General features: G+C 63.3%; 17 protein-coding genes. 3 read left to right on the forward strand and 14 right to left on the reverse strand.

Annotated elements, in window-relative coordinates:
* Nucleotide 1: 1 nt before the first annotated feature.
* Nucleotides 2-832, forward strand: coding sequence for a class I SAM-dependent methyltransferase (locus PU133_RS04600; RefSeq protein WP_404863687.1), 831 nt, complete (start codon nt 2-4; stop codon nt 830-832).
* 30 nt (nt 833-862) lie between these two features.
* On the opposite strand, the gene PU133_RS04605 is transcribed toward PU133_RS04600, so the two are convergent.
* Both PU133_RS04605 and PU133_RS04610 read right to left on the reverse strand, forming a co-directional pair.
* Nucleotides 863-1426 (reverse strand): cytochrome b, encoded by a 564-nt coding sequence (locus PU133_RS04605; RefSeq protein ID WP_404863688.1) that lies wholly within the window; start codon nt 1424-1426, stop codon nt 863-865.
* A 41-nt stretch (nt 1427-1467) separates the two neighbouring features.
* A complete protein-coding gene (locus PU133_RS04610) occupies nt 1468-2172 on the reverse strand; it encodes a RibD family protein (protein ID WP_404863689.1) in 705 nt (234 codons plus the stop codon).
* Nucleotides 2173-2617: 445 nt separating this feature from the next.
* Here PU133_RS04610 and PU133_RS04615 point away from each other — a divergent pair, with 445 nt between their 5' ends.
* Nucleotides 2618-11095, forward strand: coding sequence for a GH36-type glycosyl hydrolase domain-containing protein (locus PU133_RS04615; RefSeq protein ID WP_404863690.1), 8478 nt, complete (start codon nt 2618-2620; stop codon nt 11093-11095).
* Between the two features lie 211 nt (nt 11096-11306).
* Nucleotides 11307-12548 carry an OpgC family protein gene (locus PU133_RS04620; RefSeq protein WP_404863691.1) on the forward strand — a complete coding sequence of 414 codons (1242 nt, stop codon included), beginning with the start codon at nt 11307-11309 and terminating at the stop codon, nt 12546-12548.
* 224 nt (nt 12549-12772) lie between these two features.
* Here the strand turns inward: PU133_RS04620 and pufC are convergent, their stop codons facing one another.
* The 12 genes from pufC to PU133_RS04680 all read right to left on the reverse strand — a co-directional run bounded on the left by pufC (nt 12773) and on the right by PU133_RS04680 (nt 24067).
* The gene (gene pufC, locus PU133_RS04625; protein WP_404863692.1) at nt 12773-14137 is read right to left on the reverse strand and encodes a photosynthetic reaction center cytochrome PufC; all 1365 of its coding nucleotides are present in this window, start codon (nt 14135-14137) and stop codon (nt 12773-12775) included.
* Between the two features lie 9 nt (nt 14138-14146).
* Complete coding sequence (gene pufM / locus PU133_RS04630) at nt 14147-15121, reverse strand: photosynthetic reaction center subunit M (protein ID WP_126008178.1); 975 nt, start codon at nt 15119-15121, stop codon at nt 14147-14149.
* Between the two features lie 12 nt (nt 15122-15133).
* Entirely contained in the window at nt 15134-15958 is an 825-nt protein-coding gene (gene pufL / locus PU133_RS04635) for a photosynthetic reaction center subunit L (protein WP_126008180.1), read from the reverse strand.
* Nucleotides 15959-16090: 132 nt separating this feature from the next.
* The gene (gene pufA, locus PU133_RS04640; protein ID WP_126008183.1) at nt 16091-16294 is read right to left on the reverse strand and encodes a light-harvesting antenna LH1, alpha subunit; all 204 of its coding nucleotides are present in this window, start codon (nt 16292-16294) and stop codon (nt 16091-16093) included.
* Between the two features lie 13 nt (nt 16295-16307).
* Nucleotides 16308-16532, reverse strand: coding sequence for a light-harvesting antenna LH1, beta subunit (gene pufB, locus PU133_RS04645; protein ID WP_126008185.1), 225 nt, complete (start codon nt 16530-16532; stop codon nt 16308-16310).
* Nucleotides 16533-16672: 140 nt separating this feature from the next.
* Nucleotides 16673-16909 (reverse strand): hypothetical protein, encoded by a 237-nt coding sequence (locus PU133_RS04650; protein ID WP_404863693.1) that lies wholly within the window; start codon nt 16907-16909, stop codon nt 16673-16675.
* A 34-nt stretch (nt 16910-16943) separates the two neighbouring features.
* Entirely contained in the window at nt 16944-18419 is a 1476-nt protein-coding gene (bchZ, locus tag PU133_RS04655; protein WP_404863694.1) for a chlorophyllide a reductase subunit Z, read from the reverse strand.
* The gene (gene bchY, locus PU133_RS04660) at nt 18419-19960 is read right to left on the reverse strand and encodes a chlorophyllide a reductase subunit Y (RefSeq protein ID WP_404863695.1); all 1542 of its coding nucleotides are present in this window, start codon (nt 19958-19960) and stop codon (nt 18419-18421) included. Before bchY ends, bchZ begins: the two co-directional genes overlap by 1 nt.
* Before the next feature lie 8 nt (nt 19961-19968).
* Nucleotides 19969-20949, reverse strand: coding sequence for a chlorophyllide a reductase iron protein subunit X (locus PU133_RS04665; protein ID WP_404864442.1), 981 nt, complete (start codon nt 20947-20949; stop codon nt 19969-19971).
* A gap of 44 nt (nt 20950-20993) precedes the next feature.
* Nucleotides 20994-21929: a chlorophyll synthesis pathway protein BchC gene (gene bchC / locus PU133_RS04670; protein ID WP_404863696.1), complete on the reverse strand. Its 936-nt coding sequence runs from the start codon at nt 21927-21929 to the stop codon at nt 20994-20996.
* A 109-nt stretch (nt 21930-22038) separates the two neighbouring features.
* Nucleotides 22039-23175, reverse strand: a complete 1137-nt coding sequence (locus tag PU133_RS04675; RefSeq protein ID WP_404863697.1) for a methyltransferase — start codon at nt 23173-23175, stop codon at nt 22039-22041.
* Between the two features lies 1 nt (nt 23176).
* Entirely contained in the window at nt 23177-24067 is an 891-nt protein-coding gene (locus PU133_RS04680; protein ID WP_404863698.1) for a polyprenyl synthetase family protein, read from the reverse strand.
* Nucleotides 24068-24108: the final 41 nt, after the last annotated feature.

A 24108-nucleotide genomic window follows, 5' to 3' on the forward strand; every position in this document is an offset into this window, starting at 1 on the left:
CATGACAAAAACGTCCGAAATCAGGGGTTTTGCTGCCGACTGGCTGGCGTTGCGTGAGCCCGCCGATCACGCCTCGCGCAATAAAGAGGTTCAGGCAGCCTTTCTTGCCCACATGGCCGAACTTACAGGCGAAGCGGTGATCGTCGATATGGGCGCTGGCACGGGATCGACCGCGCGCGCCCTTGCACCGGCGATTGCCAAGGCCAATCCAGGCCTGCACCAAAGCTGGGTCCTCGTCGATGCCGACAGCCAGCTCATCGACCGCGCGCGTCAGGAGCTGGCAGGTCTCATAGACCAAGGCATCGGCGTCGATTTCGAACAGGCCGATCTTGCCGACCGCTCGGCGCTGGACGGCTACATGGCGCGCGCCGATGTGGTCACCGGCTCGGCGCTGATCGACCTGGTTTCGGCCGAATGGCTCGACGGGGCGGCGCAGGCTGCCGCCGAGCACCGGACGGCGCTTCTGTTCGCGCTGAATTATTCGGGCACCGAGACCTGGTCGCCGCCCCATGCGACAGACCAGGCCGTGCTCGCTGCGTTTTTGGCGGACCAGCGGCGCGACAAGGGGTTCGGCCGTGCGCTTGGACCCGATGCGACCGACTATCTCGCGCAAAAGCTCAGTGACGCCTTCACCGTGACTCGCGGAACAAGCGACTGGCGTCTGGGGCGAGCTGATCAAGCACTCATCGAGGCCCTTGCAGCAGGGATCGCCGAAGGTATCGCGGCGCATCCTGAACCGACGGCTGACGCGCGCGAAGAATGGCTCAGGTCGCGCAAGATCGCCGAGACGGTCGTCGTCGGGCACGAAGACATTTTCGCGCGCCCGATCTGATTTGCTCGGGCGAATGTCTCGGGTGGTGGCCTACGCTTCCGGTTCTGCCACCCGCTTGCCGATGCCCATGCGTCCGACCACCCCGTCGCGCTTGACGAAGGCGTGGTAGAGCGCCCCGGCGACGTGCAGAATCAGCAGCACAAGAAACACTTTTGATGCGATCTCATGCGCAAAGAGCAGGGTCTCCGCGAGGTCCTCGTCCTTTTCGAGCAGGACGGGGACGTGAAAGAGGTAAAAGACGTTGATGCCTTGCGCGCCCGCTCCGTAGGCCGATTTGCCGAGCCAGCCCAGGATCGGAACGACGAACAACATGACATAAAGTCCAACATGCACGAGATGCGAAAGCGTGCGCTGCCAGCCGGTCAAAACCGCGGCAGGCTTGGGAGCCGTGAAGGCGAAGCGGGATGCTACCCTTGCGATCATGAGGGCCAGCACGGTGAGCCCGATCGACCAGTGCAGCGTGTACATGACGTCGGTGACCGGGTTGTAATCCCGCTCGACCATGATGAGCCCGAGCGGGAAGCCGATCAGGATCAGGAGGAAGATGGTCCAGTGCAAGAAGCGCTGTGTGGGATGATAGGTCCTGCGGATCATCGGCTGCGACCTCCAAATAGGGGTGAGGTCACGGCAAGACTTCAGTCCGCCGACCACACGCTTTGCATCGTGCACTCATATAGCACGTCGCCATCGTCAAACTGGATCAAGCGGACATCGGGGCGAATGGCGCCGTTGAGGCTGTCGATCGGCGTCAGGTTCAAGCCACTGACGCCCGAACCGAGGATGATCGGCGCCATCAGGATGTGAAGCTTGTCGATCGCTCGGTGATTGATGAAATGGGAGAGGGTGGAGGCTCCGCCTTCCACGAGAATGCGGCGATAGCCGCGTGCGGCGAGTGCATTCACCACCGATACGGGATCAAGCATCGGCCTGTCTTCGCCTTCGCCGGGCGGAAGCATCGCAACGCCGATCTCATCTTCGTGCTGGACGTCGTCTTCGCGACGGATGAAGAGCGGCTTTTCCGTGTGAGCTCCGAACAGGCGGGCATCGGGCGGTGTGCGACGGCCAGGGTCGATCACCACGGCGCGCGGCGACGAGCCATTGCAGCGACGGACCGTCAATTGCGGATCGTCCGCCACAACGGTCCCCACACCGACGATGATGGCATCCGCATCAGCGCGCAGGGCGTGCAGGTGATCGAGCGCATCGGAGCCATTGATGTACTTGGACGCGCCATTGGCGCAGGCGATACGCCCGTCGAGGGTCTGGCCCAACTGACCGACCACCACGATCTGGTCAGATTTCGCAGTCTTCAATGAATCCATGTCCACGCTGATGTTCACGTTGAGAATCGCCTCTTGCGGATGCCGCCGCATCGCATTTGCCATGCACTACGACCGACAGCCCAGAGCGGATTTGTATCGAGGCGGGGTCCCGGCGCCGAGACGACGGTTCTCGGCTTCTCATATACGTGATGGGGCGCTGAAAGTTCCGAACACGATACAGGGGGAAATTCAAAATTATGACAAAGCGGGATGGAACGCGTCTATAAGAAACAGATTAACAGAACCGTTGAGCGCGAATGCGGTGTTTGAAAGCACCGTCACTCAGATCACTCAAGCCGCTTGACGACCTCTCAACATATGCGGGCAACGAACGCCGATGAATTTTCAGGACAAGTCCCTCGATGATGGTGCGTCGACCGCAGGTTCGGCAGAGCCTCGGGATCCACGACGATCCAGCAGCGGTGCATCCAGCCGCGCGGCCGTGACCAAAGTCCTGAAGCGTATGAACAAAAACGATTCGATCCGCGCGAACTATTTGTCCGATGCGGACCTCAAACAGCTCGGTGCGCGGCTTGCCACGGGCGAAGTGCACACGCTGCCCGAGTTTCGCGCCTTCGATCTCGTGGCGCGCCAAAAGGAAAACGAGGCCGCGATCCTCAAGGCCTATCGCTCGACCCGCGAGGCAAACGAAAGCGGCGAGATGATCACGCCGGCTGCGGAGTGGTTGCTCGATAACCACTATCTGGTCGAGCAAAACATCCGGCAGGTGCGCCAGGATCTGCCGCTCAAATTCTATCGGCAGCTGCCAAAGATCGATATGCCGGGTGTCGGCGCTTTACCGCGCGTGCTCAGCATCGCCTGGATGTACATCGCCCATACGCACAGCGCGCTGACGATGCAGAGCCTGACTGCGATGGTGGATGGCTACCAGTCGAGAAAAGTTCTGAGGATCGGTGAAGTTTGGGCGCTGCCCTCGATCTTGCGCTTCGTGCTGATCGAAAATCTCAGCCGTATTTCGGTGCGCGTCGAGCATGCGCGCAACATGCGTAGGCTTGCCAACGAGGTGGCCGACCGGATCCAGAAGCTCGAGCCAGGCCAGAGCTGCCGCGGTGTGCTGTCGGAGAACGCCAAGCACACCGAAGACAACGCGTTTGCTGCGCAGATGCTCTATCGGCTGCGCGACGGTTCGGCCGTCGCCGAGGAAGCGATATCATGGCTTGAGGCGCGGCTTGAAGAGCGCGGCATGGATGCCGAAGAGGTGCTGGTGCGCGAGCACAGCCGTCTTTCCTTCGGCAATGCCACCATGGGCGCCATCATTCGCTCGCTGCGCAAGATCGACGACACGGACTGGACGGTCTGGTTCGAAACCGTCAGCCGCGTCGACAATATCCTGAGAGAGCGGTCGACATTCTCTCGGCTCGACTTCCAATCGCGCGACATCTACCGCGACGCGATCGAGCGCCTCGCCCGCCGAGCCAAGAAGGAAGAGGTGTTCGTTGCCGAGACGGCCCTGGCCATGGCCTCCGATGCGGCCTTGCCGGATGAGGAGCTCGATATCGGACCGTTCGTTGTGGGCGATCACCGAGCCAAGCTCGAAAAGGCCATCGGGTACCGTCCGTCGATTCGTGACCAGATCTGGCAGCGCGCGAAGCGCTTTGGCTGGCTGTCCATCGCGGTTCCGAACCTCGCGCTCGTGCCCATCTTCATGGCGCTTGCGTGGTGGCTGCTCTCCTCGCTCGGTGTTCCAACCGGGCCGGCCATCCTGTTGCTGGCGTTTTTCCTGCTGCCTGCCACCGAAGCGGCGACGGGTCTCTACAACACGCTGGTCTCGCTCACCGTTCGGCCAACCAGGCTGATTGGGTACGAGTTCAAGGAGGGCATCCCGGAGGACCAGCGCACGCTGCTCGTGGTGCCCTCGCTGATCGGATCGCGAGACGGTGTCGATGAGCTGATCCGCAATCTGGAAGTCCATTATCTCGCCAATACTGCGGGCGAAATCTATTTCGCGATTTTGTCCGACTGGACCGACAGCGATGTCGAGGAGAGCCCCAAGGATCTCGAAATCCTCGATTATGCCAACCAGCAGATCAGGGAGCTCAGCGCGCGCTATGCCTTCGACGGCCGCACGCGCTTTTACCTGCTGCATCGCCGGCGGCTTTATAATCCTGCCGAGGGCGCCTGGATGGGCTGGGAGCGCAAGCGCGGCAAGCTGCACGAGCTGAACCTGCTTTTGCGGGGCGACAAGGACACCACCTATCTCGAGCCGGAAACACCGCTTCCATCCGCCATCCGATATGTGATGACGCTCGATTCCGACACGCGCCTCACGCGTGACGCCGTCACCAAACTCGCCGGCAAGATGGCGCATCCGATGAACCGGCCGGTGTTCGATGCCGAGACGGGACGCGTGACGAAGGGTTACGGCATTCTTCAGCCGCGCGTGACGCCGTCGCTGACGACCGGACACGAGGCGTCCGCGTTCCAACGCATCTTCTCGGTCAATCGCGGTCTCGACCCGTACGTCTTCACCGTATCGGACGTCTACCAGGATATCGGCGAGGAAGGGTCTTTCACGGGCAAGGGCCTCTACGACATCGATGCATTCGAGGCCGCTCTCAGCGGGCGGATCCCCGAAAATGCGGTTTTGAGCCACGATCTGCTGGAGGGCTCTTTCGCCCGCAGTGCGTTGGTGACGGACGTCGAGCTGGTCGAGGATTTTCCTGTCCGCTATCAGGTGGAAGCATCGCGGCAGCATCGCTGGGCACGGGGCGACTGGCAGCTTCTTCCGTTCATCTGCAAGGCAAACAGTGGCGTGACCGCGCTTGGCCGCTGGAAGATGATCGACAATCTCCGCCGCTCGCTGACGCCGATTGCCTGGGTGCTCGGATCGGTGGCCGGCTGGACGATCCTACCGATTAATGCCGCCCTCTTGTGGCAGATGATCATGATCGTCAGCCTGTTCGTCGCTCCGACCATCGGACTTCTGTCCGGCGCGATCCCGCGGCGAACCGATATCATTCCGCGCGCGCATCTTCAGTCCGTGATCGAGGAATTCGCTTCCGCCACGGCGCAGGTTGTGCTGCGCGTCATCTTCATGGCGCACACCGCCTGGATCATGACTGACGCGCTCGGCCGAAGCCTTTATCGCCTGTTCGTCAGCCACGCGAAGATGCTGGAATGGCGCACGGCCGCGCAGGCACATTCCAGCGCGAGCGGCGACATCGCGTCCTATTACAGATCGATGTGGCAAGCGGTCGCCATCGGCCTCCTGGCGTTTCTGATCCCCTTCCTGTCGATCGGCAATGGCGGCGAGCTGGTCGCCGTGCCGTTTGCCCTCCTGTGGGTTCTGTCGCCGGCGATCGCTTGGTTCGTGAGCCAATCGGCCGAGACAGAGGATCGGCTCGTTGTCAGCGATGCCGATCGCGACGAACTGCGACGCGTCGCGCGCCGCACTTGGAGCTACTTCGAAACCTTCGTCAACGAAGAGCACAACCATATTCCGCCGGACAATTTCCAGGAATCGCCGGCGCCCGTCGTGGCAGGCCGCACATCGCCCACCAATATCGGCATCTATCTGCTCTCCATTGTCTCGGCCCGAGACTTCGGCTGGATCAGCCTTGAGGAATCGGTGCGCCGTCTGGAGCAGTGCGTGCGCACTCTCGACCGCATGGAGAAGCATCGCGGCCATCTCCTGAACTGGTACGATACCCGCACGCTGCAGCCGCTGCTGCCGAAATACGTGTCCGCCGTCGACAGCGGAAACCTCGCCGGTCACCTGATCGCCGTTTCGTCGGCCTGCCGCGACTGGGCCGATGCGCCTGCGGCGTTCCTGCAAGGATCGATCGACGGCATCGACGATGTCGCTGGTATTCTGGAGGAGACCTTCAACCAGGTTGCGGACGACCGGCGTACGGTTCGGCCGCTGCGCAAGCGCATATCGGAACGCATCGAAGGCTTCCGCCGTGCGCTCGCACGTCTGAAGCACGAGCCGGAATTCGCTTCGATCCGCACCATCAACCTCTCCGTTCTTGCCCGCGAAATTGAAAAGCTCGCCGACGATCTTCATGGGGAGATCGGCTCGGCGGAGACCGAGCAACTGGTCGCCTGGTCGCGCAGCCTGATCTCCGCCTGCGAGGCGCATGTGGCAGATGCGGTGTTCGAGCCGCAGCAGATCAGCGGGCTGCGCTCGCGCCTTGAAGCGTTGCGCGATCGCACACGCGACATCGCGTTTTCGATGGATTTCCGCTTCCTGCTGCGGGCCGAGCGCCGTCTTCTGTCGATCGGCTACCGGGTCGTCGAGAACGAACTGGACGAAAGCTGCTACGATCTTCTGGCATCCGAAGCGCGGCTCACCAGCCTGTTCGGCATTGCCAAGGGCGACCTGCCCACCGAGCACTGGTTCCGTCTCGGCCGGCCGATTGTGCCCGTGGGTGCCCATGGCGCGCTGATGTCGTGGTCGGGATCGATGTTCGAATATCTGATGCCGCCGCTCGTCATGCAGGAGCGCCAGGGCGGCATCCTCAACCAGACCAACAATCTCATCGTCAAGCGCCAGATGGAATATGGCGCAAGCCTTGGTATTCCGTGGGGCATATCGGAAGCGGCATTCAATGCACGCGACCCGGAGATGACCTATCAGTACACAAACTTTGGCGTGCCCTCGCTCGGCCTGAAGCGTGGGCTGGGTGAGAATGCCGTCGTCGCGCCCTATGCGACGATCCTTGCCAGCCAGTACCGCCCGCGCGACGCGGTCGACAACCTCAAGCGCCTGCGCAATCTGGGTGCTATGGGGCGCTATGGCTATTATGACGCGGTCGACTTCACGCCGAGCCGCGTGCCGGAGAAGCAGAAATACGCGGTGGTCAAGAACTACATGGCCCACCATCACGGCATGTCGATTACAGCCATCGCCAATGTCGTCTTCTCGGGTCGCCTCAGAGATCTGTTCCACAGCGATCCGGTGATCGAAGCGGCGGAACTGCTGCTGCAGGAAAAGGCGCCGCGCGACGTGCCGGTGATCACCGTCAAGCACGAGGAAAAGCTGGCGGACAAGGGGACGACAGACCTGCGACGGCCCGCATTGCGGATCGTGGAAAACCCGAAGGTCGCAGACCGCACCGTAGTTCTGCTTTCAAATGGCCATTTTTCAACGATGCTGACAGCAACCGGTTCGGGCTATCAGCGCTGGAACGGCCTTGCCGTTTCGCGCTGGCGGCCGGACCCGACCGAAGACCGCTGGGGATCATACATCTTCCTGCGCGATACGCGATCGGGTGACTGGTGGTCGGCAACGGTCGAGCCGAAACAGGCTCCGGGCGAGAAGGCGACGGCGATCTTTGCCGACGACAAGGCCGAGTTCTACAAGACGGTCGGCGATATCCGCACCGAACTCGAATGCATCGTCGGCGTGGAAAGCGACGCCGAGGGCAAGCGCCTCACGATCTTCAACACGTCGAAAGAGGACCGGTTCATCGAGGTCACGTCGTTCGCCGAACTGGTGATCGGGGCCGATGATGCCGACATGGCGCATCCGGCCTTCTCGAAGATGTTCGTCAAGACCGAGATTGCCCGGCAGGGCGACGCGATCTTTGCCGAGCGCAAGAAGCGGTCGCCCGGTGATCCGGACATGCAGGTGGCGCACCTGATCGTCGACAGCTCCAACACCAGCCGCGAAACGCAGGTGGAAACGGACCGTCGTGCCTTCATCGGGCGCGGCCGCACGCTCAGCGAGGCGCAGGCCTTTGACGGGCGCGACGCCTTGTCCGGCAGCCAGGGCTTCACGATGGACCCTTGCCTGTCGCTGAGGCGCACCGTGCGCGTTCCTGCCGGCAAGAAGACGCGGGTGATCTTCTGGACGATCGCGGCACCGAGCCGCTCGGAGCTCGAGGAAGCCGTGGCGCGCTATCGCCATGCGGAAAGCTTCAATCACGAGCTGATGCAAGCCTGGACCCGGTCACAGGTGCAGACGCGCCATGTGGGTGTCAGCTCGCAGGAAGCCGCCGATTTCCAGCGGCTTGCGCGATACCTCGTCTATCCGGATCTCGAGCTTCGCAGCGGGACGGAATCCTTCACGTCAGGTCTCACGCGGCAGTCGGCTCTTTGGCCGCTCAGCATTTCGGGCGACTATCCGATTTGCGCACTTCGCATCAACGACGACACCGACCTCGAAATCGTGCGCAAGGCGCTTCTGGGCCAAGAATATCTGCGCGCACGCGGTCTCGTTGCCGACCTCGTCGTGATCAACGAGAAGGCGAGTTCCTACGCGCAGGATCTGCAGAACGCGATCGAATCCATGTGCGAGAATGCGCGCCTGCGCGGCACGGCCGACGGTCCGCGCCAGCACATCTTTGCCGTGCGGCGCGACCTGATGGACCAGGCGACTTACGAGCAACTGCTCGCTGCCTCGCGGATCGTGCTCCATGCCCGCAACGGCAAATTGTCGACGCAGATCGATCGTGCCGCGGCGGCTGCCCGCGCCTCCGCGGAGGCAGAACGCAAGTCGAAGGGCCGTCCCGCGCAGGTGGATGACGACCGGCAGATGCTGACGGCGCCATCGGTAACATCGCCTTTGGTGCCGGGCCGTGCCGTCAAGGCGCCGCTCGGTTCCGCAGCGGTGGACGGCAGCGATCTGGAGTTCTTCAACGGCTATGGCGGATTTGCCGAAAACGGCGCGAATTATGTGATGCGCCTGCGTGCCGGCGAAGCGACGCCCCAGCCCTGGATCAACGTTTTGTCCAACGGCACGTTCGGCGGGCACATCGCGGCAGAAGGTTCGGCGTTCACGTGGAGCCTGAATTCACGGGACTATCAGCTGACGCCATGGACCAACGACCCGGTCGAGAACCGGCCGGGCGAAGCCTTCTTCGTTGCCGACCGTCAATCCGGTCGCGTGATGACGCCGTTTGCGGCATTCGCCGAGGATGGGCCAGAGGTCTATGAAGTGCGGCACGGGCAGGGGTTCAGCACGTTCACGACCGCACGCGGCGGTCTCGCGCTCGAGCTCACACAGATCGTCGACCCAGAAAACCCGATCAAGCTCTCGCGTCTCACCATTCGCAACGATGGCGAGATCAGCCGGCAGCTCAGGGTCTATGGTTACGTGGAATGGGTTCTTGGCGGCAATCGCGGCCGAACTGCGCCCTTCGTGAAATCTGAGCGGCCGTCGGAGAACGTGCTGACGGCCACCAACCCGTACAGCATCGATTATGCCGGCCGCACCGCATTTCTGGCGCTTGACGGTGCCGACAGCTTCACCACCAGCCGGCGTTCGTTCATCGGCAGCGGCGGCTCAATCTATCGGCCGGAGGCCGTCTATGGCCTGTTCCCGCTCGACGGTACGCTGGAGCCCGATGGCGATCCGTGCACCGCACTCGCCAAGGATATCGATCTCGCACCGGGCGAAAGCTGCACGGTGATCTTCGCTCTCGGCGATACGGACAGCATGGCAGAGGCCGAGCGCATCGCCGCCCTCGCATCGCCTGCGCATTTCGATCAGGCGCTCACCGCCATCAACGCCGAATGGAACGGTTTCCTCTCGACGCTCACCATCGAGACGCCTGACCGGGCGATGGACTTCATGGTCAATCGCTGGCTGCCCTATCAATCGCTGGCCTGCCGTATCCGGGCGCGGTCCGCGTTCTATCAGGCCAGCGGTGCCTATGGGTTCCGCGACCAGCTGCAGGATACGCTGTCGCTGATGCTGCATGACCCATCGCTCGCGCGGGCGCAGATCCTGAATGCGGCGGGGCGGCAGTTCCGCGAAGGCGATGTTCAGCATTGGTGGCTGCCTGCCACGGGCGCCGGCGTCCGCACGATGATCTCGGACGACGTCGTGTGGCTCGGCTACGGAACGGCGGAATATCTTCAGGTGACCGGGGACCGAGCGATCCTCGAAGAACCATTGCCATTCCTGGAAGGTCCCGCTCTTGCGGAAGGTCAGCATGACAGCTTCTTCCAGCCGCAGCTTTCGGAAGACACCGCGCCGCTCTACGAGCACTGCGCGCGCGCTCTCGATCTTGCCGTCGAACGCACGGGCCCGAACGGTCTGCCGCTGATCCTCGGCGGTGACTGGAACGACGGCATGAACCGGGTCGGCGAAGGCGGGCGCGGTGAAAGCGTGTGGCTCGGCTGGTTCCTGATCCATGTGCTTGATCGCTTCGAGCCGATTGCGCTGGAGCGCAGTGAAACGGAGCGGGCGAACGCTTGGCGCGCCCATATAGACAAGCTCAGCGCGGCGCTTGCTGGACCCGGTTGGGATGGCGACTACTATCGCCGCGGTTATTTCGACGACGGATCGCCGCTTGGCTCGCATGTCAGCGACGAATGCCGGATCGACTCCATCGCCCAATCCTGGAGCGTGCTTTCGGGTCTCGGCGATCCGGCACGGTCCGAGCAGGCGATGAATGCGGTCATCGATCATCTCGTCGATGACAATGCGCAGATCATCCGGCTCTTCACGCCGCCTTTCGAAAACTCCGACAAGGAGCCCGGCTATATCAAGGGATATCCACCGGGGGTGCGTGAAAACGGCGGCCAGTACACCCATGCCGCGACCTGGGTGGTCTATGCCCTGGCAGCGATGGGCCGTGGCGACGAGGCGCACCGTGCGTTTGCGATGCTCAACCCCGTGAACCATGCGCTCGATCGGTCTGCAGCCGACCGCTACCGCGTGGAGCCCTATGTCGTGGCCGCCGACATCTATTCCGGCGGTCCACGTGACGGACGTGGGGGATGGACTTGGTACACCGGCTCCGGCGGCTGGCTCTATCGCGCAGCGGTGGAGGCCATTCTCGGTATCCGGCGACAGGGCGATCGCCTTATCGTCGATCCCAGCTTGCCCCTAAGCTGGCCCGGTTTCTCCGCGCAGTTGCGTCTCGAGGGCAAGACCTACAGGATTGGGGTCAACCGCGATGGGTCGGACCTGCGCATCACCGTCAATGACGTCTTGGTGGAGAATGTGAAGGCCGGTATCGCACTATAGCTTGCAACCAAACGCCGCTCGTGGCGTTTGAGTTCGTCCGGCCGATCAAGAAGAAGAACAAGATCACCAATCGGCCGGTGTAGGTTTCAAGGGACATTTTTTGCCGGTAGGGCGCGGGCCAGTGGGTGCGCGCGTGCCTTAAACGGTGTCCACCTTGCGACAGCCATCGAGCGTCGCGGGGCGGCGAAGCTTGGACAGGCTTAAAGACCCGATGACTTTCTTTGCAAGACAGAACGCGCAGTCCTTGCCACTGGCTGCGCCATTGCCTGACAGCCGTGACAGCCGGCTTGATGTGCTGCGTGCGTTGGCGTTGATCACAATCTTCATCAACCACGTGCCGGGCAATCCCTACGAGATATTCACCAGCCGGAACTTCGGCTTTTCGGATGCTACGGAGGCCTTCGTGCTGATCTCCGGCATCGCCGTGGGGCTGGCTTATGGATCGAGGTTTCAAGCGGGGCAGCGGCTCGCCAGCACGATCCGAGCCTGGCGCCGGGCGTTCACGCTCTATGTCGCGCACATCATGGCCACGATGGTGACGATCGCGATCTTTTCTGCCGGGGCAATCTATTTCTCGGCACCGGATCTGCTTGCCCGCATTAATCTCAAGGCGGTCTTCGAAGACACGCCCATGGCGCTCTTCGGCATCGTCACTCTCGGCCACCAGCTCGGCTACAACAACATTCTCACCATGTACGCGGCCGTCCTCGTCATGGTGCCGGTTCTGCTGCTGATCGGCACGCGCAGCCTGCGGCTCATGCTTGCCGTCTCCGCAACGCTCTGGCTGCTGGCAGGACTGTACCGCATCGGCCCGCCCCACTTTCCGGGTGGCGGCATCTGGTTCCTGAACCCGCTCTCCTGGCAGTTCCTGTTCGCGATCGGCATGGCCGGCGTCATGCATGTGAAGCGCGGTGGGCGCATCGCCATCCATCCTGGTCTGGTGGGTGCTTCGATCGTCTATCTTCTGGTCAGCCTCGCATGGGTGAAGCTGCCGCTCTGGGGGCTGGAAAAGGCCGTGCCGTTGCCTTTCGTGCTCGGTGATTTCAACAAGACGTTCCTGACGCTGCCGCGGCTTCTGCATGTGCTGGCGCTGGCCTACGTTTTCCTCGCTTTCCCGATCTTCTCCAGGTTCACGCGCCTCGCTCACAGCAATCCACTGGCGGTCATGGGGCGTCACGGACTACCGGTCTTCGTTGCGGGAACCATCCTCTCCATGGCCGGTCAGGTCGTTAGCCAGGTCACGGAAACGGGCTTCCTGCTCGACACGGCGATCTTGAGTGCCGGTATCGCGCTGCAATTCCTGCTCGCCTACTACCTGGAATGGGAAGCACGGCTTCTGAAAGGCCAGAAGACACGCGTCAGGACCGTGCAGGGCCCAAGCGTGCCGCCTGTTGTTCCTGCCCGAGGGATCACGCAGACGACGCCGACGGCAGAGCAGCAGATCCCTGCTTGAGGACAAAAGCGGCCGAGTATGCGCGCAGCCCCGAGGGGTACCTGAGCGCATCCCGACAGGCAGCTTCTCACATGCAAAACGGCCCCGGTTTTGATCCGGGGCCGCTTCGAATGGCGTCGGCAGGGATCTGGGTTCGGGAGGAAAACCGTCTCACCGCCGAGGCCGCCAATTTGCGCATTGGGTTGCGGACGACGGGGAGCCCCGTCGCCCGTTTTCGGATGTGCCTATTGCGCTGGAGGAGTTGGCTCCTCGGCGGCCGGTGGCACGGCTTCTTCGGTCGCAGCAGGTGCTGAGGGGTCCTCAGCAGGCGCGTCCGTTCCGACTGCGGGGGCGACGGGCTGCTGGCTCTGGTTAGTCGCCGGTGGCTCCGTGCCGGATTCGTCGGGCACCGAAGCTGGATCCGTCGCCGCATCATCCGGCGTTCCGGCATCAGCCGGAGCCGGATCACCCGGAACCGCATCCTCGGCATCCGGCACAGCGGCGTCATCCGCCGGTGCCTCGGCGGGAGCAGTGTCGAGCGGAGCCTCCATGGTGTCGCCGTCGTTGCCTTCTGCAGCGGGCATGCCGCTCGCCATCTCTGGAGGGCCGGCCAGTTCCGGATGGTCCTGCAGCATGCTGATCCCACCAAGCGGCTTGTTCACGCCGTTGTGGCAGGTGGAGCAGACGGCCTTCGGCACGTCGCCTTGCGGGCCGAGACGATTAGGCGGGAAAACGCCGGTCAGGGGCAGAATGTAATCCTGGTTGATGTCCCGGACCATGTTGATGCCGTACCAAGCCGTCGTGCGCTGCGTCGGGCTCGTCTCCCAGCTCGCGAAGGAGCGGGTGTTGTGGCAGAAGGTGCAGTTCACGCCCAGCGCATCCGACATGTGCATCATCAGGCCGTAGGTATTTTCAGCCGACTGGATGGGCATGAGTGGCTTATCTTCGAGCGGCAGGGCATTGGTCGGCACCACACGGATGACCTGGCGGTCGACGAGGTAGTCGGTCAACGCGTCGTAGGGCAGCGAGGAGTAGGCCGCGACCTCGGTGGCGACGTTCTGCCCGTTGCGGTCGCCCGCCATTCCACCGGCACCCGGCAGGTCCTCGTTCTGGTACCAGACCGACTGCGGCACCGGCTGGCCGAGATGGCAGGTGTAGCAGGTGACGCCGGTTTCGGCGACGTGGTCATCCCAGTTCTGGTTGATGTCCCAGGTCATCTGGATCATCGAGCGGGCGACGACCTTGGTGTAGATTTCGTCGGACGCCATGTTCTCCAGGTTATGGCAGTAGCCGCAGCCTTCCTGAGGCGCGACCCATTCGGTGATGTGAGCCATCAGGCGATTGAACTGCGCGTCGGAGAGATCGCCCAGCACCTGGACGTTCTCATAGACTTCCGAAGCGCGGGTGCCTTCCGGCGACTCCGGCGGATAAAGCGGCTCGGGGATGGCGATGGCTGCGGCCTGGATACGAGGGTTGGTCACCTGTTCCATCCCGGTGCCGCGATAGCCGATCTGGGTGACCTCCATCGGAGGTCGTTCCCAGGTCAGCATCATGGCGATCGTCAGCAAGGCGGCAGCGACGATGCCGATCAACGACAGTGCGATTCTCATGGCGCCCTCCTACTCGATGGCGAGCGCTGCTGCCGGATCCGGCAGCGGTGCCCATGTTTCGGGATACATCGGCGCGACGCCATGCTTGACGGCCCAGAGGTACCAGTTGTCGACGACGGTGCCCGTAAGCAGAATACCGATGCCGCCGGTCAGCGTGACCAGCACGGCGAACCACCACGCCCAGCGGTGGACCGATTCCATCGTGGCGTTGAAGCCCATGGTCCAGCGCCAGACGAGTGCTGCACGTTCCGAGGCTGTGCCGCGGTCGGTGATCTGCTCGATCTCGCGCTCGCCGCCGACACGCGACACCGCAAGGATGGTAGCGGCGTGCATGGCGAAGAGAACAGCCGACCCGTAGAGGAAGGCGATCGAGAGCATGTGGAACGGGTTGTAGAACAGGTTGCCGTATCTGAGAGAAAAGGCAGCGGTCCAATCCAGATGCGGGAAGATGCCGAAGGGAACCGCTTCCGACCAGCTGCCCATCAGGAGCGGGCGAATGAAGCCGAGCACCAGATAGAGGAAGATGGCGGAGGCGAAGGCCCAGGCGACATGGGTGCCCATGCCGAGAGCGCGTGCTCTCGTATAGACGCGCACCCACCACAGAAGAATGGACGTCGTCAGGAAGAAACCTGCCATCAGCCACCAGCCGCCTTCGGACATGGGGGGGATCGTCAGGCCATATTCAGGCCGCGGCGGCTCAAGCGCGAGCCATGGCAACTGGCGCACGAACTGGATGGGGTCCCAGTTGACCGAGGCCCACATGTTGAGACCGATGATCTCGAAAGCGATGACACCGCACATGAGCGAGACGATGCCGGTCCAACCCAGATAGATGGGGCCGACCTGAGCGTTGCCGATCTTGCCGAGCCAGTAGGAGAAGCCGGCATGAGGCTCACGCCCCCAGGCACCCGTGCGCATCGGAACGCCCATATCGGGTTCGGATCTGACCTGAACACGCGTGAAGATGTTTTGATATTCGAACATGGTATCGCCTCCTCACGACCAGATCGGCAGGTTGAGCCACCAGGTCCACCATTCCGGCCAGCCACGTGACCAGAAGGGACCGGAGATGATGATGCAGACCGCGCTCCAGAACGCGGCGGAAACGGACAGGAACAGGCCGAGCCGGTGGATGCCGAGCGTGCCAATCGAATAGCCGATGGTGTCACGGAAGAAGGTGTCTTCGTGCTCCGGTCCTTTGACTTCCTCACCCTTTGGCGGGTTGGTGGCCGACAGGATCAGGCCGCCATGCATGGAAAGCGCGAGCGCGTTCGTGAAGAAGAACGTGATCGCGATCATGTGCGCCGGATTGTAGTGGAAGTGCAGATACTGGTAGCCGACATTCGACACCCAATCGAGGTGGCTCATGATGCCGTAGGGGAAACCATGGCCCCAGGCGCCGAGCAGGACCGGGCGGATGACGACGAGCGAGATGTAGGCGAAGATCGCAAAGGAAAACGCAAAGGGGATGTGAAGCCCCATGCCGAGCTTGCGCGAGATTTCCGCCTGCCGCAGAGCCCAGGAACAGAAGGCGCCGATGGCGCAGATGGTGATGATCTGCCAGAGCCCACCTTCCTTGAGGGGTGCGAGGCCGAGACCGTAGGAAAGGTCAGGCGGGGCAATCGAAATCTGCCACAGGTTCCAGGTCGGGCCGATCGCCGCGCCATAAATGATGAGCGCCGTCCCGAGGAACGAGAAGAAGATCGTCGTGACGCCGAAGAAGCCCACATAGAATGGGCCGACCCAGAAATCGAAGAGGTCGCCGCCGAGCAGCGTGCCGCCACGCACGCGATATTTCCGTTCGAAACTGAGCATTGCCATGGCGCCATCTCCCTTCCCAGAAGGACCCGTTGCCGCGCTCCCGACGAGGGCGGACTTCGCAGCCTATTTTGCGCGGATGGACGCGGGCGTGGCGGACTGGCCGCCGGCGCCCGCACCGGTCTTGAACCGGCCCTATCCGAGTTGATGCTCGGACGGGTTCGGAACGATCTGTTCGATCGATGCGGCGGCGGGGGCGGCTTGCGGCGCGCCTTCCAGCCAGTTGAACCGTTCCGTGCTGAGCAGGATGAAATGGATCAACAGAGCAAGTGCGAACAGGAACGTGAAAAGCGCGACGAGTGCACGACGCGGATCGAAAAGCAGCCAGATTCTCCACATGGTCTTCTCTCCCTCAGCCGACGAGTGTCTGAAGAGCGCTGAGCGCCGGCTGGATGCCGTCGTTGAGCGAGACGTAGCCTTCTGGTCCCGGCAGCCACGGGCGCCACATCCAAACCAGGATGTGAGCGATGACCGCGACGATGACGAAGCCGATAAAGCTACTCATGAAGACGGAGTGGAATTCCCTGGCTTCTGCTTCGGAAAGCCCCGACAGCGCGCCGTCGATTCTCTCAGCCATGGTCTTCCTCCTAGGTTTTGGCCCTTCGGCCATGGTCCCCGACGGCACGGGATCGTGCCGGCTGGGTCTTCGCTGCCGTCTCAGCCCAAAGGCTTCCTCGGCGTTTCCCTTGCGGCGGACCGCAGGGGATCTGTCCCCGTTCAGCGATAGGCGAACGGTATGCAGCTGCTTGCTGCGACCCGAGCCTCGGTGAGGATCGATCGCTGGCCGCTCAGGGCGGGAACCGATGCGCGCATCCGGCGCGGCGCGAGCTGCAGCCCGACCGCGACGATCAGGAAGAAGGCGAAGACACCGAAATAGGTGAGACGGTATTCCCGATACTCCGCGCGGCGCTCGCGACGGTCGTGTTCGGGCCTGGCGATATCGATGACAGCCATGTGCAGTCCCTCCTGCGGCAAAGCCGCCCCGGCATCACGCCGGCTCCAATTCTCCATTCAGCACCGAGCGCATGCGCCCGATGCCGACTTCCTCTTCGCCCGCATTGCGAGCCTGCCGTTCCGCAGCGTCGCGCAGCCGTTTGGCAGCGGAGATGCGGGTCAAGACGGGATGGGCCTCGATCGCCTCGTCCAGCAGCGCGCGTGCCGCCTCGTTCCAGCCGAGCGCGCGCTCGGGTCGAGCCGGCGTCGCTTCGACACGGTCGAGATCGGTGCCGAGCGGCAGGATGTGGAAGAGCGCATCGAAGAGCGCGTTGCAGACTTCCTGGACGAGATAGGTCGCCCCGGCGTAACCCATGAAAGGCGTGCCCGTGTGCCTGCGGATGATGGCGCCCGGAAACGAGGCTGCGATGAAGGCAGGTCTTGGTCCACGCATCGCGCCGAGCTCGGCGGCATACATGCGCTCGTTGAAGGAGCCGAAAAGCACCAGAGGCGGCGTCGCCTTGATCGCTGCACGCACAGCGTCGTTGTCGGTCTTCGCACCGGCCACGCGCGCAAATGCGAAGTTACAGGGCAGGCCCATGTCCTCTTCGAGGAAATGCCGAATGCCGCGCGTATAGGTTTCGCCCGCCACGATGCCAAAGCTTGCCGTCGCATAGAAATCCTGGGTGACGGAGCGCCAGAGGTCCCAGATCGGCTTGATCGTCGTGTGCTTTTCGGCAGCGATGAACGGTTCGGGATCGAGGCCGGTGAGCTCGCCGAGCTTGCGCAGGAAAAGCGTGGTCGAGTGAAGGCCGATCGGCGCCTGTAGATAGGGGCGATCGAGGTCCTCGCAGAGCTTGCGCCCGAACTCGCGGTACATGCAGACATTGACGTCGGCATCGATCAGGCGCGGAACGTCCGCGAGATCCGAACCGAGCGGGAAAATGAGATTGATCTCGGCGCCGATGCCCTCGACGAGGCGGCGAATCTCGGCGACGTCGGAGGGCATGTTGAACATGCCGTAAGCGGGCCCGATGATGTTGACGCGCGGCTTGCCCCCGCGCTTTTCGGCGGCTGCCTTGGCTTTTTCCAGCGCCTTTGCCTTGTTTTTCGGACCAAAGGTCTTCCAAAGCCAGGCGAGCGCGCGGTCGGCGCTCTGCCATTGATCCTCGTCGATCGTGCGCGGCAGGAAGCGCTGGATGTTCATGCCTTCCGGTGTGACGCCGCCGCCAATCATCTCGGCGATGGAGCCCGTCACGACAACGGAGGGGACAGCCGGGTCAAGCGTCGAATGGGCGCGCTTCATCGCCTGTTCGGTGCCGATCTGGCCGAGTTCCTCTTCGCCGAGGCCCGTGACGACGATCGGCAATTCGTGCGGCGGCAGGGCGTCGGTGTAATGCAGGACCGAGGTCACCGGAAGGTTTTCGCACCCCACGGGCCCGTCGATGATGACCTGCAAGCCCTTGAGTGCGGTGAAAACGTAAACGGCGCCCCAATACCCACCGGCACGATCGTGATCGAGGACCAGCATCAGACCGGCCCTCCGACTTGCGGCCAGACGCCGGAGGTCGCACCGGTGCCGACCCCTTCGAAGAAGTCCGACATGCGATCGAAGCGCGCCTTGCCGGCAATGGCCGCGTTGATGACGGTTGCCAGCGAACCGGCGCCGGCGATCCCCATCAGCGGACGGGCGGATATGAGGTTGGTAAAATAGAGCGCCGGGACCGAGCGCTGCTTCACATGCTGCACGACCGGTGTGGTGCCTATCGCGAGATCAGGCGAGAATTCCTCGAAGGCGGCGATGTCGTCTTCCAGCGAAGCGCGGAACTTCACCATGACGCCGTGGGCCTCGAGCCAAGCCGCATCTTCCTGCGACCAGCGCGTCTTCGGGCATGCGGTGCCGACATAGCGCAGGTCCGCGCCGGATTCCTTCAGGAGCCGGCCGACCAGCAGTTCGGAGCCTTCGTAGCCCGACAGCGTGATGCGGGCGTTTATCGGCGCTGCCTTCAATGCGGCAGCGATCGGGTTCAGCACCAGGCCTTTTGCGGCATTGATGATCGCGGGCGCGACGCCAGCTGCCTTGCCGACAGCGTCGAGCCAGGCAGCCGTGCCTGACAATCCGACGGGTGCAGAACCGATGACGGGACGGCCGGCAGCCTCGAACTCGCGAACGCTGGCGGTGTAGAAGGGATGGATGGCTGCTGCGACCGCGCAGTCGAGGGCGCTATAGAGTTCGCGCCATTCGCGTGTCGGCACGACAGGTCCCGCGGCAAGGCCGAGCGGTTCGATGAGGCGGGAGATGCTGACCGGGTCGGCTGGGAACATCTCGCCGATCAGCGCGACGGTCGGCTTGTCGGTGACGGCAGTGCTCGGCGCTGCAACAGGGCCCTGTTCGGCTTCGCGGCGGGCATAGGCGAGCATGGCGCCGGCCAGCACGTCCTTGGCTTCCGCATGGGTCGGCACACCGAAGCCCGGCACGTCGATGCCGATGATGCGCACGCCGTTTATTTCCTTGGGCAATGCGCGGAGCGGCACGCCTGATGCGGTCGGGACACAGAGATTGGTGACGACGATCGTGTCGTAGAGTTCCGGATCCGCCAGCGTGTGGACGGCGTCACGGATGTCCTCGTAAAGCTTGCCGGTCACGAGCGTTTCGGAATTGAACGGGACGTAGCCGACCGAGCGCTTGGCGCCGTAGAAATGGGAGGTGAAGGTCAGGCCGTAGACACAGCAGGCGGATCCCGAGAGTACCGTTGCCGTGCGACGCATACGCAACCCCACGCGGAGAGACCCGAATGCGGGGCACATGGATTGCGGCTGGTCGTGCGGGCCCGTCGGGTAGTCCGATTTCAGCTGGTCGAGCATCTCGCTCTTGCCGTTGGCGCGCGCTGCCCGGTCCATCTCGGCCTTGCCGCCATGGCAGGAACCCTTGGCCGAAACCGGCCGATCATTGACGACGGAATCGAATACTGGCGAGCCGATATCGTCACCGCGTCCGGCAGTCGCGGCGTCGTTGTCGCTCTCTCCCGAGAGCGGCGATCTTTGATCCAGTTGGCTCGGGCGGTCATCCATGATCGTGCTCAAACCACGTCGTAAACGACTTCGAGGGACTGCTTCTCGACCACGATGCCGCCGCGCATGTCGGCCTGTGTCGCAGGGTCGAGCACCACATGCGCACCGACGTCGCTGCCCTTGAAGAGCGCGAGCAGACCGTCATGCTCCAGCGGATTGGGGCGCACCGGTTGTGCTTCCGCCACGTTCATGGCGAGCGTTTCGAACAGCGATCCCCAGCGGCCACCGGGCAGGCCGATGATCTCGTAATTGGCGCTCTTGCGGCGAATGTCCTCGTCGGCGGGGATGGCGGCGAGGATCGGAATGCCGACCGATTCCGCAAATGCGGCCGCTTCGCCCGTCCCGTCGTCCTTGTTGATCACCATGCCCGCGACGCCGACATTGCCGCCGAGCTTGCGGAAGTAATCGACCGCCGAGCAGACATTGTTTGCGACGTAGAGCGATTGCAGGTCGTTGGAGCCGACGACGATGACCTTCTGGCACATGTCGCGGGCGATCGGCAGGCCGAAGCCGCCGCAGACCACGTCGCCCAGGAAATCGAGCAGCACGTAGTCGAAGCCCCATTCGTGGAAGCCCAGTTTCTCGAGCAGTTCGAAGCCGTGGATGATGCCGCGTCCGCCGCAGCCGCGACCGACTTCCGGCCCGCCGAGCTCCATGGCGAATACGCCGCCCTTCTTGAAGCAGACGTCGCCGATCTCGACTTCTTCGCCGGCTGCCTTCTTCTTGGACGATGTCTCGATGATCGTTGGGCAGGCGCGCCCACCGAACAGAAGCGATGTCGTGTCGCTCTTCGGGTCGCAACCGATCAGCAGCACGCGTTTGCCCTGCTGCGCCATCATGTGGGACAGATTGGCGAGCGTAAACGACTTGCCGATGCCGCCCTTGCCGTAAATCGCGATGATCTGCGTGGTCTTCTTCGCTTCGCCGGTTTCCGGCGTCGCAATGGGTTCGGAGGCTTCCGCGCGCAATGCGGCGTGGAGTTCGTCCATCGCGCCCGATTTCGGTTCGCTCGCGCCGATCTTCACGTGAGAATTCATTGGATGTCTCTCCAGTCGAGGATCATTTTGAGGCAGTTGCGATCGAAAAATGCGGTCTGGTAGGCGTTGTCGGCGTGTTCCGGATGGCTGCGATGGGTGATCAGGCCGTCAAGCGGGAGGCGAGCCTCTTCCACGAGCGTGCTGACGGCTGCGAGATCCTCGGGCCGCCATTCGGCGGCAATGCGGATCGCGCATTCCTTGATGAAGGCAGGGGCAAAGGCGAAGGCGACCCGCTGATCGTAAAACCCGGCGAGAACGACCGTGCCGCCGCGCGAAAGATGGCGGATCGCCGGATCGAGGATGGCGCTGTCGCCGCTTGCATCGCAGATGCAACCGTAGTCGCGCCGCTCGTCTTCGGCCGGATCGACGACCGTGTAGCCTTGCGCACCGGTTCTGCGTTCCGGGTCGGTTTCCCAGACGGTCGGCGCGGGCGCGCCACAGGCGATGGCAAGACGCGCGATGAGCCTGCCGAGAACGCCGTGACCGATGATGAGATCGGGCATCTTGCTGGGGCAGGTCTGCAGCGCATGGTAAGCGGTCGCGGCAAGCGCCATGAGCACGGACTGCGCATTGCGCGGCGCGATCGTTGTCCGGTTGCCGGGCGTGACGATGCGCGAGGAGGCGCCACCGAAGAGACCGCGCATATCGCGGTAGCAGGACGCGCCCGGAACGAAGACGAAATCTCCCGGCTTTCGGCCGGATGTCGGCCCGGCTTCCACGACTTCACCGACCGTTTCGTAACCGGGAACTAACGGATAGCCCATGCCTGGGAAGGGCGGCATCGTACCGCTCCAGAAAAGCTTCTCGGTGCCGGTGGAGACGCCGCTGTAGTGCACGGCCACGACCACGTCGTCGTCTTCCCGGCTCTTGAGCGCGAGATCGACCAGCGACAGACGTTTGGGCTCGTGAAGGACTACGGCATGCGAATTCATGACCTGCTCCTGGCGGCCGTGGCAGACAACACTCCCAGCGACCAAGTGTCAGCATATATTGACACATTAGTTTGTCAAATCTTTTGTACATACTGTGGCAACGAGATGTCTAGCGGATCGCCAGAATGCTGCGTGAAAGCAGCGGTTGGCGCGCCGGCAGCGCGCGGATCGTTTCGAAGCCGGCTGCCCGCAGCATCGCCTGGATTTCATCCGCGGAGCGGGGCCGTCCCTGTCCCATCGCGAGCAGATAGAAGCCGAAATAGGCATCGGCCATAGCGCTCGTGCCGTCCGTTTCCGACATGGGCTCGCTCAACAAAAGCCGGCTGCCCGGGCTCATGGATTGGTGGAGATTGGCGAGCAATCGCTGTGCGTCGCCATCGTCGTGGTCATGCAGGACGCGGTTCAACGTCACGAGGTCGGCGTCGACCGGGAGAGCGTCGCAGAAGGCACTGCCGCCGTGCACGTCGATGCGGTGGCCGAGTGGATGTGCGGCCAGACGCCGACGTGCGACCGTGGCGACGGCGGGCAGGTCGAAAAGTACGAGTGTTGCTTTTGCGGTCCGCCCCGCGACAGCCAGAAGAAAGCTGCCGTCGCCGCCGCCGACATCCAGCACCACCGAATGGCTTTGGATGGGGTAGGCGGAGAAGATTTCCGCCGAGACGAAGGATTGCGAGGCGGCCATCAGATCGCTGTAGCGTCCGGCCGCGTCGTCCTCGCTGCCTTCCGCATCGCGATAGTTCCAGAACCGCCGAAGTTCCGTGTCGGATTTCGGGGTGCGCAGGAGCGCCAGCGGATCGGCCAGATCGCGGTAGAGCAGGCTGTGGTGGCGGATCATGGCCAAGACGCCGGGATTGTCGACCAGCGCCGCACCGAGTGTGCCCAAGGCATAGCGGCCGTCGAACTGTTGGTGAGCCAAGTCCAGGGACGCGAGCGCGCGCATCAATGTGTGCGCGGATGCGACCGGCATGCTCCCGATTTCGGCAATGTCTGCGGTCGATTGGGAATGGCGCGCCATCTGATCGAAAAGATCGAGCTCTACAGCGGCCGACAGGGCCTGGCTGTAGACGAAGCCGGCGGTCAGATCGAAGAGGCGAGACGCATTGTGGCGCGCGATTGGCCGGGTCAGCGGGAAACGCGCGGCAAAGTCCCGAAACTCCCGGCGCGCGACCTGCCGGCTGCGGAATGCATGGAAGGCCGACAGCAAGCGGCGCAGCGGCGAGCCCGCGGAATAGGGTTGGTCCACCATATCATGCGGGGAGGAGCGCGCTGGATGCCGGGAGAAACCGCGCGGATTCGCGCTGGATCTGACGGCGCAGCGCGTCCCTTCCGGGACAATCCGGCACGGCTTCGATCGTTTCGTCGATAAGCGAGGTAAGGCGGCGAACCGCGCCCTTCAGCCCCAGTGCCTTGACCGCATTCGGGCGGCCCAACGCATCGTCCTTGCCGATTGGCTTGCCGATTTCTTCCTGTGTGGCGCAGACGTCGCGGATGTCGTCGGCGACTTGAAACGCTTCGCCAAGCCGGTATCCGAGCCCTGCCCATTGTTCGTGCGGCTGCCCTGCGGCCGCGGCGCCGGCCATGGCGGCACCCGCAAAAAGCGAGCCGGTCTTGGCCTGCTGGTAGAGCACGAGGTCGATTTCAGGTTCGCTTTCCCAAGCTTGGCCCGCGACGATGCCACCCGGCATGCCGGTGGCGCGGGCGAGGATCATGGTCAGCTGCAAGGCCCGCTCAGCGCTCAGCACTCCGGCCATCGCCAATGTCTGGAAGCCGAGAATGATCAGGCCATCGCCCGCGAGAAGCGCGAGCGGTTCGCCGAAGGCGAGGTGCACGGAGGCTCTTCCGCGGCGCATGTCGGCATCGTCGAAACAGGGCATGTCATCATGAACCAGCGACGCGCAATGAAGAAGCTCGATGGCTGCTGCTGCCGCATTGGCCAACGCCGGGCGGTCGTCGCCGCAGGCGGCAGCGACTGAAAGCGTAAGGCGTGGCCTGATCCGTGCACCGCCTGGGAACACGGCATGGTGGTAGGCGGCGGCAAGCAGGGGGGGCTCGTGACCGGTGCAGGCGCGGGCCAGTGCTTCCGCCAACGCCTCTTCAATCCGGATGCCGGGATCCTGTCCGGGGTCGATCGCTCGCATGCTTCCCTCCACCGGTGTAAAGTGTCATGATCATCTTGCAT

This window comes from Georhizobium sp. MAB10, assembly GCF_045012825.1.
Classification (GTDB): Bacteria; Pseudomonadota; Alphaproteobacteria; order Rhizobiales; family Rhizobiaceae; genus Georhizobium; species Georhizobium profundi.